The sequence below is a fragment of the Nocardia sp. NPDC004573 genome (assembly GCF_053602135.1).
Genome location: NZ_JBSGDA010000001.1, coordinates 537,923 through 550,943 on the forward strand (window position 1 = coordinate 537,923; position 13,021 = coordinate 550,943).

The 13,021-nt window shown below is 68.9% G+C and carries 15 protein-coding genes; 8 read left to right on the forward strand and 7 right to left on the reverse strand.

From position 1 onward, the window contains the following. Nucleotide 1: 1 nt before the first annotated feature. Complete coding sequence (locus ACWEKR_RS02660) at nt 2-1,381, reverse strand: RNA polymerase sigma factor (RefSeq protein ID WP_452352947.1); 1,380 nt, start codon at nt 1,379-1,381, stop codon at nt 2-4. A gap of 193 nt (nt 1,382-1,574) precedes the next feature. Continuing rightward, nucleotides 1,575-2,333 carry a polyphosphate--glucose phosphotransferase gene (ppgK, locus tag ACWEKR_RS02665; protein WP_195083691.1) on the reverse strand — a complete coding sequence of 253 codons (759 nt, stop codon included), beginning with the start codon at nt 2,331-2,333 and terminating at the stop codon, nt 1,575-1,577. A 197-nt stretch (nt 2,334-2,530) separates the two neighbouring features. Between ppgK and ACWEKR_RS02670 the strand changes: the two genes are divergently transcribed. Further along, nucleotides 2,531-3,433 carry an inositol monophosphatase family protein gene (locus tag ACWEKR_RS02670; RefSeq protein ID WP_452352948.1) on the forward strand — a complete coding sequence of 301 codons (903 nt, stop codon included), beginning with the start codon at nt 2,531-2,533 and terminating at the stop codon, nt 3,431-3,433. Here the strand turns inward: ACWEKR_RS02670 and cei are convergent, their stop codons facing one another. Continuing rightward, entirely contained in the window at nt 3,434-4,111 is a 678-nt protein-coding gene (gene cei, locus ACWEKR_RS02675) for an envelope integrity protein Cei (RefSeq protein ID WP_452352949.1), read from the reverse strand. A 376-nt stretch (nt 4,112-4,487) separates the two neighbouring features. On the opposite strand from cei, the gene ACWEKR_RS02680 reads away from it, so the two are divergent. Further along, nucleotides 4,488-4,790, forward strand: coding sequence for a DUF4193 domain-containing protein (locus ACWEKR_RS02680; RefSeq protein ID WP_039799153.1), 303 nt, complete (start codon nt 4,488-4,490; stop codon nt 4,788-4,790). Between the two features lie 23 nt (nt 4,791-4,813). On the opposite strand, the gene ACWEKR_RS02685 is transcribed toward ACWEKR_RS02680, so the two are convergent. After that, entirely contained in the window at nt 4,814-5,305 is a 492-nt protein-coding gene (locus ACWEKR_RS02685; RefSeq protein WP_452353095.1) for a DUF3093 domain-containing protein, read from the reverse strand. A gap of 73 nt (nt 5,306-5,378) precedes the next feature. Between ACWEKR_RS02685 and dut the strand changes: the two genes are divergently transcribed. Together dut and ACWEKR_RS02695 are read left to right on the forward strand one after the other, a co-directional pair. Further along, complete coding sequence (gene dut / locus ACWEKR_RS02690) at nt 5,379-5,879, forward strand: dUTP diphosphatase (protein ID WP_195083688.1); 501 nt, start codon at nt 5,379-5,381, stop codon at nt 5,877-5,879. Nucleotides 5,880-5,884: 5 nt separating this feature from the next. Continuing rightward, nucleotides 5,885-6,754, forward strand: coding sequence for a DUF3710 domain-containing protein (locus ACWEKR_RS02695; RefSeq protein ID WP_452352950.1), 870 nt, complete (start codon nt 5,885-5,887; stop codon nt 6,752-6,754). A 16-nt stretch (nt 6,755-6,770) separates the two neighbouring features. Here the strand turns inward: ACWEKR_RS02695 and ACWEKR_RS02700 are convergent, their stop codons facing one another. Then, nucleotides 6,771-7,466, reverse strand: a complete 696-nt coding sequence (locus ACWEKR_RS02700) for an alpha/beta fold hydrolase (RefSeq protein WP_452352951.1) — start codon at nt 7,464-7,466, stop codon at nt 6,771-6,773. Between the two features lie 132 nt (nt 7,467-7,598). Here ACWEKR_RS02700 and ACWEKR_RS02705 point away from each other — a divergent pair, with 132 nt between their 5' ends. The 3 genes from ACWEKR_RS02705 to ACWEKR_RS02715 all read left to right on the forward strand — a co-directional run bounded on the left by ACWEKR_RS02705 (nt 7,599) and on the right by ACWEKR_RS02715 (nt 9,463). Next, entirely contained in the window at nt 7,599-7,976 is a 378-nt protein-coding gene (locus ACWEKR_RS02705; RefSeq protein ID WP_452352952.1) for an OB-fold nucleic acid binding domain-containing protein, read from the forward strand. Between the two features lie 3 nt (nt 7,977-7,979). Further along, a complete protein-coding gene (locus ACWEKR_RS02710; protein ID WP_452352953.1) occupies nt 7,980-8,672 on the forward strand; it encodes a DUF3159 domain-containing protein in 693 nt (230 codons plus the stop codon). 164 nt (nt 8,673-8,836) lie between these two features. Then, nucleotides 8,837-9,463, forward strand: coding sequence for a sigma-70 family RNA polymerase sigma factor (locus ACWEKR_RS02715; RefSeq protein ID WP_159838028.1), 627 nt, complete (start codon nt 8,837-8,839; stop codon nt 9,461-9,463). Nucleotides 9,464-9,513: 50 nt separating this feature from the next. Here ACWEKR_RS02715 and ACWEKR_RS02720 read toward each other — a convergent pair whose 3' ends face one another. Both ACWEKR_RS02720 and ACWEKR_RS02725 read right to left on the reverse strand, forming a co-directional pair. Further along, nucleotides 9,514-10,185, reverse strand: a complete 672-nt coding sequence (locus tag ACWEKR_RS02720) for a potassium channel family protein (protein ID WP_159838026.1) — start codon at nt 10,183-10,185, stop codon at nt 9,514-9,516. A gap of 2 nt (nt 10,186-10,187) precedes the next feature. Further along, nucleotides 10,188-10,853, reverse strand: a complete 666-nt coding sequence (locus tag ACWEKR_RS02725) for a potassium channel family protein (protein WP_159838024.1) — start codon at nt 10,851-10,853, stop codon at nt 10,188-10,190. Between the two features lie 161 nt (nt 10,854-11,014). Between ACWEKR_RS02725 and ACWEKR_RS02730 the strand changes: the two genes are divergently transcribed. After that, nucleotides 11,015-13,003, forward strand: a complete 1,989-nt coding sequence (locus tag ACWEKR_RS02730; RefSeq protein ID WP_452352954.1) for an APC family permease — start codon at nt 11,015-11,017, stop codon at nt 13,001-13,003. The last annotated feature ends 18 nt before the right edge of the window (nt 13,004-13,021 follow it).

The window sequence follows — 13,021 nt, forward strand, 5'->3', positions numbered from 1 at the left end:
CCTAGTCGAGGTAGTCGCGCAGGACCTGCGAGCGGCTGGGGTGGCGCAACTTGCTCATGGTCTTGGACTCGATCTGGCGGATGCGTTCGCGGGTGACCCCGTAGACCTGGCCGATCTCGTCGAGGGTGCGCGGCTGGCCGTCGGTGAGACCGAACCGCAGCCGGACCACGCCCGCCTCCCGCTCCGACAGCGTCTCCAGCACCGACTGCAGCTGATCCTGCAGCAGCGTGAAGCTCACCGCGTCGACGGCGACCACGGCTTCGGAGTCCTCGATGAAGTCACCGAGCTGGCTGTCGCCCTCATCGCCGATGGTCTGGTCCAGCGAGATGGGTTCACGCGCGTACTGCTGGATCTCCAGCACCTTCTCCGGCGTGATGTCCATTTCCTTGGCCAGTTCCTCCGGCGTCGGCTCGCGACCGAGATCCTGGAGCAGCTCACGCTGGATGCGGCCGAGCTTGTTGATGACCTCCACCATGTGCACCGGGATGCGGATGGTGCGGGCCTGGTCGGCCATGGCGCGGGTGATGGCCTGCCGGATCCACCAGGTGGCGTACGTGGAGAACTTGTAGCCCTTGGTGTAGTCGAACTTCTCCACCGCGCGGATCAGACCCAGATTGCCCTCCTGGATCAGGTCGAGGAACGCCATGCCGCGGCCGGTGTAGCGCTTGGCCAGCGAGACGACCAGGCGCAGGTTGGCCTCCAGCAGGTGGTTCTTGGCCCGGTTGCCGTCGCGGACGATCCAGTTGTAGTCGCGGCGCATCGCGACCGGCAGCTTCTCGCCCTGCTCGGCGAACTCGCGCACCTTCTCCGCCGCGTAAAGGCCGGCCTCGATCCGCTTGGCGAGTTCGACCTCCTCTTCGGCGTTGAGCAGCGCGACCTTACCGATCTGCTTGAGGTAGGCGCGGACCGAGTCGGCCGAGGCGGTGAGCTCGGCGTCCTTGCGGGCCTGGCGCAGCGCCTCGGACTCCTCTTCGTCCCAGACGAAATCGCCGGACGCCTTGTCGGCCGCCGTCGGCTCGTCGGCCTCCTCGCTCTCGGCTTCCTCGGTTTCGGCTTCCTCGGCGACGTCGACCAGTTCGTCACCGTCGGCGAGGTCCTCCTCGGAGACTTCCAGATCGCCCAGATCGTCGAGATCGAGCGACTCGTCCTCGATCGCCTCGTCGGCGCCGGGCTCGCCGTCGGGGCCCGCCTTCTTGGTGGTGGCCTTCTTCGCGGGAGCCTTGGCCGCCTTCGCGGCCTTCTTGGCAGGCGCCTTCTTGGCGGCGGCCTTCTTCGCCGGAGCCTTCTTCGCGGCAGCCTTACGGACCGGCCGTGCTGCGGTTACATCTGCGGAGTCGGCATCGGCCGATTCGGCGGTCTGACGGGTATTCGTGGCTACCACGTACGCCCTTTCGTGACGGTCTCGTGCGGCGTCACGCCAGAGTGGGTTTCCGGCGGAGCGATCTGTCGGGTTTCACCGGCGGAGGGCCGGTCGGGGTTTCTCCGGCTCAGCCGGGCACGTTCCATTGTAACGATCTAACCAGGGTACCTACGGCACGATGCCGGGAACGGCATCCTCGCGGTTCCCGCGCGCCTCACGGTGCGACGCCCCCCGCGATCGCCATGGCGGCGCCGACGATGCCCGCGGTGTTGCGCAGGCGGGCCGGGATGACCGGCGTCCGGTTGGTGAGCAGGGGAATCCACTGTTCGGCCTCCCTGCTGATGCCCCCGCCCGCGACGAAGACGACCGGGAAGAACAGGTTCTCCAGCCCCGTCAGCACCAGACTGACCTGCGCTGCCCACTGCTCGTAGCTCAGGCCGTCGCGTTCCTTGATCGAGGCCGCCGCGCGGTGCTCGCTCTCCATGCCCTGGATCTCCAGGTGTCCCAGTTCGGTGTTGGGCACCAGCGTGCCGTGGTAGAGCAACGCCGAGCCGATGCCGGTGCCGAAGGTCAGCAGTATGACCAAGCCCGCGAAATTGCGCGCCGCGCCGAAGTGGTCCTCGGCCATGCCCGCGGCGTCCGCGTCGTTGAGTACGGTGACCGGACGGCCGCCGAGCGCGGCGGAGAACAGCGCCCGCGCGTCGGTGCCGATCCAGGACTTGTCGATGTTCGCCGCGGTGCGCGCCACGCCGCCGATCACCACCGAGGGCAGGGTGAGGCCGACCGGCCCGGTCCACTTGGCCTTGTCGACCAGTTCGGCGACCGCCTCCGCCACGGCGAATGGTGTCGCCGGGTGCGGCGTCGCGATCTTGATCCGCTCGTGGACCAACTCGCCGGTGGCCAGATCGACCGTGGCGCCCTTGACGCCGCTGCCGCCGATGTCGATGCCGAATGCGTGCCCCCGAGCGGACATGACTAACCCCTCGTCTCCCTGTGCTGGCCGGTGTGATGACAGCGCTGCACGGGGCCCGGGACGCCCATGGCGAGCGTGCGAATGGGATGCCCGACGACGGCGCTGTGTCGTGCACGACAAGAGTAATGGGCCCACGAGGCTGGGTGTTCGGCGAGGATGTGTGATGCGATAAGGGCGTGCCGGAAACCTCATCGTCAGTGTCCGACTACACCCCCGACTCCTTCGTCTCGATCGTCGCGCGCGGCGACGAGGCCGACCTGCGCCGCGTCGCGGTCGACATCGCCGAGACCGCTGCCGCTCACGTCCGCGCCCGCCGCCCGGAGGTGTTCGGGCCCGCGGGAGCGCACGCCGAGGGCGCGGTGCAGTCCAAGAGCCACGAAACCGACCCGGTGACCATCGTGGACACCGAGACCGAAGAGCTGATCCGAAAGCTGCTCGCCGAACAGCGCCCCGGCGATCCGATCCTCGGCGAAGAGGGCGGCGGCAGCATCGATGACGCGAGCGCCGACACCGTCCACTGGGTGGTGGATCCGATCGACGGCACCGTCAACTTCCTCTACGGCATTCCCGGCTACGCCGTGTCGGTGGCCGCGCTGCGGGGTGGGCGGCCGGTCGCGGGCGCCGTGGTGGATGTCGCGCGGGCGGCGACCTACAGCGCGGGGCTGGGGCTCGGCGCGCTGCGCGTCGACGCCGAAGGCGCGGTGGAGCACCTGCGCTGCACGCCGGTCGAATCGCTCGGCATGGCGTTGGTGGCCACCGGGTTCGCCTATGGCAGGCATCGCCGGAGCAGGCAGGCGGAACTGATCGCGCAGGTGCTGCCGCATGTGCGCGACATCCGCCGTTTCGGTGCGGCGGCGCTGGATCTGTGCCATGTCGCGGCGGGTCGGGTGGACGCCTACTACGAGCACGGCTTGAACGCCTGGGACTGGGGTGCGGGCGCGCTGATCGCCGCGGAGGCGGGCGCGCGGCTGACGCTTCCGCCTGCGACGGCGCCGGGCGCCGGCGGCGACCTGGTGGTCGCCGCCGCGCCCGGCATCGCCGACGAACTCGGCGAGTTGCTGGCCCGGGTCGGGGCTACCGAGCCGATTCCGGATCGCTGATCAGCAGCGGGCCTGACGCGCGGCGTCGAGCAGCTTGATATCGATGGAGGTGGAGTTGCCCGGCGCCGGGTTCTTCAGCGAACGCAGCACCTCTTCGGCGTCGTTGCTGGGCCGGATGTCGCGGAACAGCGAGCCCAGCACCAGATCGACGGTGTCGTCGCCGCGCTGATCCTCGATCAGCTCGGCGCACGGCGCGACCAGTTGCACCGCGGCGGCGGCCGGGCGGCCGTTGACGCCGAAGCGGATCTGGCCGGTGCATTCCAGGTCGCCGTTGACGTATACCGAATCGTTGCCGTATTGCGTTCCGGGTGCGCTCGCGAAGCCGAGGTCGCCGAGCTGGGCGGCGACGTGCGCGGCTTGGCCGCGCTGATTGTTCGCGTTCAGCACACGCACCTTGCTCGCCGCCAGCGCGGCGGGTTCCACGTCCTGCAGCCGGCTCGCCCCGACTCGCTGTCCGAGCGAAGGGGCTTGCGGCGCACCGGGATCCGCGGCCGGACTCGGTGAGTTGCACGCCATCGCGGTGCGGTCGGTGTCGTGCGTCGTGAGGGCTTTGACCCAGACGATCCCGCAGATGAGCGCGAGAACGCCGAGCATGATGAGCCAGGGCTGGGGCCGGCGGCGCACGAACGGCCGACCTTGCGAATCCGTCGGAGTGCCTTCGGTGATCAGTGAAACCACCAGCACACTCTACGAAAATGTGGCGGTGTCGCGGCGCAAGGTCTCGGTGCGTTCCCCGGACGGTGTCGATTGGCCCTCATTTTCGACTCGTGTGTGTTTTGATTGCGACTTTTGCTCCGGGGTCCGCTATTGTCTGGCGGCCCAGATCGAATCACCGGTGCGGAAGTCAGTGGTCGGTCGCGGGAACAAGAAGGGCATGTCCTGCGTTTACCCAGCGCTATCGGGAGTGGATCGGCCTGATCCGCCCTGATAGGCGACCGGTGTACGTGTGACGTGCACCACCGGCGGGGCGGTACCGGTCGCGGCGGTTCCGGCAGGAATCGGGTGTGAGCGGACCGGTCCGGGATATACGGAGTTAGGACGAGGGGAAGACGACATGGCAACCGACTATGACGCACCGAGGCGCACCGAATCCGACGATGTGTCGGAGGACTCGCTGGAGGAGCTGAAGGCTCGTCGTAACGAGGCACAGTCCGCCGTCGTGGATATCGACGAATCCGATACCGCGGAGTCGTTCGAGCTTCCCGGCGCCGACCTGTCCGAGGAAGTGCTGACGGTTCGGGTGATCCCGAAGCAGGCCGACGAGTTCACCTGTTCCAGCTGTTTCCTGGTTCATCACCGGAGCAGGCTGGCCAGTGAGAAGGGCGGCCAGATGATCTGCATGGATTGCGCCGCCTGATCTCGACGAGATCGAGCAGAGTGTCAGCCCGCGCTCGGTAGACCGAGCGCGGCGAGGACCCGTTCGGGCCGCCGCGTACTGACCAGCCAGTACGGCGTCGGATCGTCCGGGTCGTCGAGCACGAGCAAGACCATCGGCCCGACCCAGGGTCGATGCTGGACATAAGCGGCGGGGTCGAGCTGGCGACCCAGCGCCGCGCTTTTCGCGGTGGGGGCGACGGCCGCCGCGCGGGCGACGAAATTCACCGGTAGATGTGCGCGATCGGCGCGCAACTCCGGTGTGCCCTTCGCGTCCGGCGCCACTTCGACGCGGTGCCGGCTCAGCCACAGCAGCACCCAGACCGGCACCGGGAACAACAGCACATACGGCAGCCACGCCCGCAGACCCGGCGCGCCCATGTGGATCTCCGCCGCGAGCAAGCCGGTGATGGCGAAGGCCACCGGCCACCACCACAGCGGCACCCACAGACGCTCCCGGTAGTGGTGCGCGCGCTGCTTTTTCTCGTCCGTGGTCATGGGATTGGGCTGGTCCGACACGAGTCAACACTAAGTCACGAGGGCAAACAGCCTACGCGTAGGCTCGTCCAACGTGAGCGCACTTTCACCCATACCCTTGCTGCGGCTGGACCCCGGCATACCCGTGCCCACACGCGCCCATACGGGCGACGCGGGCGTGGATCTGTGCACCACGCAAGACGTCATCCTGGAGCCGGGAGAGCGGGTGCTGGTCGGCACCGGCGTCGCGGTCGCGCTACCGGTCGGCACGGTCGGCCTGATCCATCCGCGCTCGGGTCTGGCGGCCAAGACCGGGCTGTCGGTGGTGAACGCCCCCGGCACGGTGGACGCGGGGTATCGGGGCGAGATCAAGGTGTGCCTGATCAACCACGACCCGCGCACGCCGATCGAGTTGCGTCGCGGCGACCGGATCGCGCAACTGCTGGTGCAGCGAGTGGAGCTGGTGGATTTCGTGGAGGTCGACTCGCTCGACGAGACGACCCGGGGGGCGGGCGGGTACGGCTCCAGCGGCGGTCACGCGAGCCTGACCGCACAGACGAACGGGGTGGGCCGGGCGGCCGGCAAGGAGGCATGACGGGAATGTTCGGAAAGCGAAAGAAGTCGAGCCGGGCCGAGGACGACCGGTACGACGAGGCGGAGGACTACGGCGACTACGAGCCCGCCTACCAAGACGAGTACGACGACGATTTCTACGACGACGCCCCCACCGACGAGCGCTCGTACGAGGGCGTGGATCTGAACGCCGACCGTCCGCACGGACGGCCCGGCCCTTACGACTACGACGAGGTCGCAGAACTGCTCGACGCGGTGTCCGAGCAGCGGCTGGATCTGGGGTCGGTGCTGGTGCCGGTGCCGCCGGGCGGTCAGTTGCAGGTCGAGATGACGCCGGAGGGCCAGCCGCAAGCGGTGCACCTGGCCACGGAACACGGCCGAATCACCGTCGCGGCTTATGCCGCGCCCAAGACCTCGGGTCAATGGCGGCTGGTCGCCGCGGATCTGGCCGACTCGCTGCGCAAGGACGGCGCCAGGGTGTCGGTGGAGAACGGGCCGTGGGGCCGGGAGTTGCTGGCCCTCACCGAGGGAGCCGACCTGCGTTTCATCGGTGTGGACGGTTATCGCTGGATGGTGCGGCTGGTGGCGGCGGGTCCGTCGGGCGCGGCGAACGACGGCACCCCGCTGGTCAAGGCGGCGCGGGCGGTCTTGAGCGAGACGGTCGTCCGGCGTGGCGAGGACCCGCTGCCGGTGCGCGAGCCGTTGCCGGTGGTGCTGCCGCAGCAATTGGCCGAGCAGCTCGCGGCGGCTCATCAACAACAGGTCGAAGCCCAGCAGCAGGCGATGGCCGCGCAGGTGGCGGCGCAGACCGGCGCGCAGCCGGTGGTGCCGCGGATGCCGCAGGGGCCGCGCCGCGGCGCGGACGGATCGGCCATGCAGCAGCTCGGCCTGAACTGAGCCGGGCAACTCCAACTCACCCGAAGGCGCCGAGGCCCGTGTGTCCGAGGATCGCGGGATCGGCGCCGAGTTGGTCCAGGGTGATCCGGTGCAGCTGCGAGCGCGGGGCCAGCGCCGCCCACTCCTCGGCCACCGCGGGCGGATGCACGGGGTCGTCGACCGCGGCTATCACCGCGAGCGGCGGCTCTAAGGTGGCCAACAGCTCGGCGGCGGGCCACTTGTAGTCGGCGGCCTCCTCCAGCGCCCGCGGAAGGTCCGGCCACTGCGCCCGCCACGATTGGGTCAGCGCGTCCGCCAGCCACCGGGGGCTGCTTGCCCGCATCCGGTCGATCACCGGGGCCAAGCCGTCGGCGCGCAGTTGGGCCGCGGTGGCCGCCGCGCTCAGCGCGGCCGGGCAGGCGGCGGTGTCGGATCCGGTCCAGGCTGGCAGCGCCGCCACCACCCCGGCCACGCGGTCCGGGTGCTCCGCAGCCCATTCCAAGGCGATCGCCGCGCCGAGCGAGATGCCCGCCACCAGGACCGGGCCGGCGTCCGCCGCCGCCTCCAACGCGGTCAGGCAGCTCGCAACGATCTGGCGCGGGTCCGGTTCCACCGCGACGAAATCCAAGCCGCGTGCGGCGCTGGCGGGCCCGAAAGCACGCCGCGCGAAGTCGGCGTCGGACCCGGTGCCGGGCAGCGCCACGACGCGGGCGGAGTGTGGGGAGTCGAACATCGGTCCGAGCGTAGCGGGGGTGGCCCGGCCCATCTACAGTGGCGTTGTACGGCCGCAGCAGGTCGTGCGGATCGGATCCCTCACGATGGTGTGCGACCCACGCCATCTGCTCTATGCAGGAGAGCGTGCACAATGTCATCCGCAGCCTCAGGGTATTTTCGACGACTGGGCCGCAGGCTGACCCAGGACCTCCATCAGCTGGACGCCGAAGAGCTGGCCGAGACGTCCGAGGCCTCGGGCGCGTCGCACGCGTCGGAGTGTCGGCGCGGTGACGAGGCCACCATGCTGGGTAGGCTCCGCAGTGTCGAAGCATGTCCGAAGTCCGCGGGCGCCAGCGTCCAGGCGGAGTTCTTCGACGGCACCGACGCCGTCACACTGGTCTGGATCGGGCGCAGGCGCATTCCCGGCATCGAGCCGGGGCGGCGCATCCTCGTCCGTGGCCGGGTCGGCGACCGTGACGGACGCAAAGTGATCTTCAACCCCTACTACGAATTGCGCGGGAACAGCTGACGTATGACTTGGAGCGATGACAACGCAGGATCGGACGACCGCACCGGGCGCGACGTGCCCGACCGTGACGAGGAACGTGCCGAGCAGACCCTCCTCGAACAACTCGGCGGTTTCAGCGGCCTGATCTACTCGACGCTCCCTGTCGTAGTCTTCGTTCCCGTGAACAGCTTCGCGGGGCTGGCCGCCGCGATCTGGTCGGCCCTCGGAGTGGCCGCCGCCATACTCCTGTGGCGCCTCGTGCGGCGCGATCCTGTCCAGCCCGCCATCTCCGGGTTCTTCGGCGTAGGCATCTGCGCTTTCATCGCCTACCGGATGGGCGAGGCCAAGGGGTTCTTCCTCTTCGGCATCTACACCAGCCTCGTGTACGCGGGGGTGTTCCTCGCGTCCATCGTGGTCCGCAGACCGCTGGTCGGCGTGATCTGGGGCGTGCTGAACGGCCATGGCTCCGACTGGCGGTCGGATCCGCGCTCGGTGCGCCTCTACGACCTGGCCACCGCCACGTGGATCATGGTGTTCGGGGCGCGCTACCTGGTGCAGTCGCAGCTCTACGACACCGACCACACCGGCTGGCTGGCCTTCGCCCGCATCGCGATGGGCTGGCCGCTGACCGCGGTGGCGCTGGGGGTCACCATCTGGGCGGTGCGGCGGGCGGGCCACCTGCCCACCAAGTCTGTGGCCGCGGCCGGGTCGGCCTGAGAGGCGACCCGCTGCTCGCGCCCGGCGAAACCACGGGGGTGGGAGAAGTCCCACCGCCGAGGTGAATGCTTCCCCACCCTGGGGTGCCTGGTCGCTCTCCCGAGTTCGTCAGACGATCAATGCGTACCGAAAACACGCACTGATCGGCAAGAAAGGACTCGGACGTGGCTACCGAGCACAACACCGCGGCGCTGCCCAAGACCCACAACCCCGCTCTCTCGGAGAGCCGGCGGGTATCGGCCGAACTGGACAAGCTGATCGGCCCGGCGGCCGCGGGCGATCGCCAGGCGGTCGCCGAGATCATCCGGATCGTGCACCCGCTGGTACGGCGCTACTGCGGCGCGCGCCTGGGCAACACGGCGCATCTGCAGGTCACCGCCGACGACGTGGTGCAGGAAGTCCTGCTGGCCACCGTGAACGCCATTCCGCGCTACCGCGATCAGGGCAAGTCCTTCCTGGCCTTCGTCTACGGCATCGCGGCCAACAAGGTCGCCGACGCGTTCCGCCGCTCGCAGCAGCACCCCGCCTACCCGATGGCCGACGTGCCGGACTACGCGTCCTCCGCCGCCGGGCCGGAGGAGTGGGCGCTGGCCTCCGAGCGGCGCGCCGCCACAAAGGAACTGATGAAGGTGCTGGCCCCCGCGCACCGCGAGGTGCTGGTGATGCGCATCGTGCTCGGCTGGTCGGCGGCGCAGACCGCCGAGGCCATCGGCACCAGCCCGGGCGTGGTGCGGGTGATGCAGCACCGCGCGCTGAACAAGCTGCGCGCGGAGCTGCGACTGGCCGCCTAGTGCTCCGGCGGCGCTTCGCCGACGACCCGCGTCCGGCCGTATACGGGGAGTTATGGCCTGATGCCGTAGTTGGCGAGCTCCAGCCGGAGGTCTTCCTCGGCCTCCACCGAGGTGACGAACAGCAACTCGTCGTCGCCTTCCAGCGCGTCGTCGGGCTGCGGGACGATCACCCGGCCGCCGCGCAGGATGGTCACCAAGGCGGCGTCGCGCGGCAGGGTGAGCGTGCGCACCGGTTTGCCGGCCAGCGAGGTGTCCGCGGGCAGCGTCATCTCGACCAGATTCGCCTGGCCCTGGCGCAGCGTCATCAGCCGCACCAGGTCGCCGACGGAGACCGCCTCCTCGACCAGGGAAGCGAGCAGCCGTGGCGTGGACACCGCGACGTCCACACCCCAGGAACCGTCGAAAAGCCATTCGTTGCGCGGATCGTTCACCCGCGCCACCACCCGGCGCACCCCGAATTCGGTCTTGGCCAGCAGGCTGTGCACGAGGTTCGCCTTGTCGTCACCCGTGGCCGCGATGACGACCTCGTAGGTCTCCAGGCCCGCCTGCTCCAGCAGGGCCAGTTCGCACGCGTCGGCGTGTACCCACACCGCGTCCGGGATGGCGGCGGCATCGATGTGCTCGAGCTGACGCTCCAGCAGCATGACCCGGTGCCCGCCGCGCAGGAGTTCCCTGGCGATCGATCGGCCGACAGCGCCCGCTCCGGCGATGGCCACTTTCATGTTCAGTCCTCGCTCGCTGGGGGCTTCGCGGCCAGGGCGACTGCCTCGCCCACCGCGCCGGATGCGGCGGCCACATAGACGATGTCGTCGGCCTGGATGATGGTCTTCTTGTCGGGCAACAGCGCCTGGCCGAACCGGATGATGAACGCGACCCGGGCCGCGATGGTCTGCTCCAAGTCGCGCACGGTGCGGCCGTACCACTCCTCGTGCAGCGTCAGCTGGGTCACGGCAACCGTTCCGGTGGGGTCACGCCAGGTGGTGGTGCCGGTGTCGCCGATGAGCGCGCGCAGGAAGCGGTCGGTGGTCCACGGGACCGTGGCGATGGTCGGGATGCCGAGCCGCTCGTAGACCGCGGCGCGCTTGGCGTCGTAGATGCGGGCGACCACCCGCTCGACGCCGAACATCTCCCGGGCGACCCGGGCGGAGATGATGTTCGAGTTGTCTCCGGAGGAGACCGCCGCGAACGCGTCGGCCCGCTCGATTCCGGCCTTTATCAGCACATCTCGATCGAATCCGACCCCCGTCACCCGCTCACCGGGAAAGTCGGACCCCAGCCGCAGGAAGGAACTGGAGTCCCGGTCGATCACGGTGACTTCGTGACCTACGCGGACCAGGGCATGGGCCAGCGACGAGCCGACGCGCCCGCACCCCATGATCACTACGTACACCGTGCAACCTCGTTCCTGGAACCATGGTGTTCGGTCTGCTTTGCTGTTCGGTCGAACGCTACCCGTCGAATGATTCCACCGGCCACGTTCCCCCTCCAGTCGGCGAGCAAACCTGCGAGCCACGCGCGCGATCCCCCGTGCGGGGGCCTATGCTCGCTCCAGTGTCCAAGTTGACGACGGCAGCGAAGCGAGTGCTGCTGGGCAGGCCTTTCCGTAGCGACTCGCTGGGTCACACGCTGCTGCCGAAGCGAATCGCGCTCCCAGTGTTCGCCTCCGATGCCATGTCATCGGTGGCCTACGCCCCCGAAGAGATCTTCCTCGTGCTGTCGGCCGCGGGGGTGGCGGCGTACCTGTACGCCCCGTGGGTCGGCTTGGCGGTCGCCTTCGTCATGGCGGTGGTGGTGGCCAGCTACCGGCAGAACGTGCACGCCTACCCCTCCGGCGGCGGCGACTACGAAGTGGCCACGACCAACCTGGGACCCAACGCCGGCTTGACCGTCGGCAGCGCGCTGCTGGTCGACTATGTGCTCACCGTCGCGGTATCGATCTCCTCGGCCGCGTCCAACATCGGCTCGGCCATTCCGTTCGTCGCCACGCACAAAGTGCTGTTCGCCGTCGTGGCCATCGCCCTGCTCACCGCGATGAACCTGCGCGGCGTACGGGAATCGGGCACCATGTTCGCCATCCCGACCTACGCGTTCATCGTCGGCATGTTCGTCATGCTCGGCTGGGGCCTGTTCCGGATCTTCGTACTCGGTGAGGAGTTACGGGCCGAATCGGCGGGGTTCGGTTTGATCGCCGAACACGAGCACCTCTACGGGCTGGCCTTCGCCTTCCTCATCGCGCGCTCGTTCTCCTCCGGCTGCGCCGCGCTGACCGGTGTGGAGGCGATCAGTAACGGTGTGCCCGCGTTCCGCAAACCCAAGTCGCGCAATGCCGCCACCACGTTGCTGATGCTGGGCACGATCGCGATCGTGTTGCTGATGGGCATCATCATCCTCGCCCAGAAGATCGGGGTGGTGTACGCGCACAACGTCGAGGATCTGACCGGCGCACCGTCGGACTATCACCAGAAGACACTGATCGCGCAGCTCGCCGAGACCGTGTTCGAAGGGTTCCCGCTCGGGTTCTTCTTCATCACGACGGTGACCGCGCTGATCCTCGTGCTCGCCGCGAACACGGCGTTCAACGGGTTCCCGGTGCTCGGCTCGATTCTGGCCCAGGACCGTTACCTGCCGCGCCAGCTGCACACCAGAGGCGATCGGCTGGCGTTCAGCAACGGCATCCTGTTCCTGTCCGGCGCGGCCATCGCGTTCGTGGTGCTGTTCGGCGCCGAGGTCACCAAGCTGATCCAGCTCTACATCGTCGGCGTGTTCGTGTCGTTCGTGCTCAGTCAGACCGGCATGCTGCGGCACTGGACCCGCCTGTTGCGCACCGAGACCGACCCGGCGCAGCGCGCGCGGATGAAGCGCTCGCGGGTGATCAACGCGGTCGGGCTCAGCGCGACCGGAGCGGTGCTGGTGATCGTGCTGATCACCAAGTTCTTCGCGGGCGCCTACATCGCCATATTCACCATGGTCGCGATCTTCGTCGTGATGAAATTGATTCGCAGGCATTACGATTCGGTCGCGCGGGAGCTGGACGAGCACGAGTGGGACGGCGTGCTGCCCAGCCGCTCGCACTCCATCGTGCTGGTATCCCGGCTGCATCTGCCGACCCGCCGCGCCCTCGCCTACGCACGCGCCAGCCGCCCGGACACGCTGGAGGCGGTGACCGTGAACGTCGACGAGGCCGACACCAGGGCGCTGGTGCGGGAGTGGGAGAACAGCGACATCACGGTGCCGCTCAAGGTGATCGAATCGCCCTATCGCGAGATCACCAAGCCGGTGCTCGACTATGTGAAGCGGGTGCGCAAGGACGCCCCGCGTGACGTGGTGACGGTGTTCATCCCCGAATACGTGGTGGGCCACTGGTGGGAGCAGCTGCTGCACAACCAGAGCGCGCTGCGCTTGAAGGGCAGACTGCTGTTCGAGCCGGGTGTGATGGTCACCAGCGTGCCGTGGCAGCTGAGCTCCTCCGCGCGGGCCAGGACGCCCGGAGTGGTGAACGCGCCGGGCGCGGTGCGGCGCGGCTACGAGGACCGGACATGACGCTCGGGGAGTATTCGG

Coding starts and splice junctions, on each gene's coding strand:
- ACWEKR_RS02700 (WP_452352951.1), bottom strand. CDS start 7,466: ATGTTCGACTCCCCACACTCCGCCCGCGTCGTGGCGCTGCCCGGCACC.
- ppgK (WP_195083691.1), bottom strand. CDS start 2,333: ATGTCCGCTCGGGGGCACGCATTCGGCATCGACATCGGCGGCAGCGGC.
- ACWEKR_RS02680 (WP_039799153.1), top strand. CDS start 4,488: ATGGCAACCGACTATGACGCACCGAGGCGCACCGAATCCGACGATGTG.
- ACWEKR_RS02705 (WP_452352952.1), top strand. CDS start 7,599: ATGTCATCCGCAGCCTCAGGGTATTTTCGACGACTGGGCCGCAGGCTG.
- ACWEKR_RS02710 (WP_452352953.1), top strand. CDS start 7,980: ATGACTTGGAGCGATGACAACGCAGGATCGGACGACCGCACCGGGCGC.
- ACWEKR_RS02685 (WP_452353095.1), bottom strand. CDS start 5,305: ATGACCACGGACGAGAAAAAGCAGCGCGCGCACCACTACCGGGAGCGT.
- ACWEKR_RS02720 (WP_159838026.1), bottom strand. CDS start 10,185: ATGAAAGTGGCCATCGCCGGAGCGGGCGCTGTCGGCCGATCGATCGCC.
- ACWEKR_RS02695 (WP_452352950.1), top strand. CDS start 5,885: ATGTTCGGAAAGCGAAAGAAGTCGAGCCGGGCCGAGGACGACCGGTAC.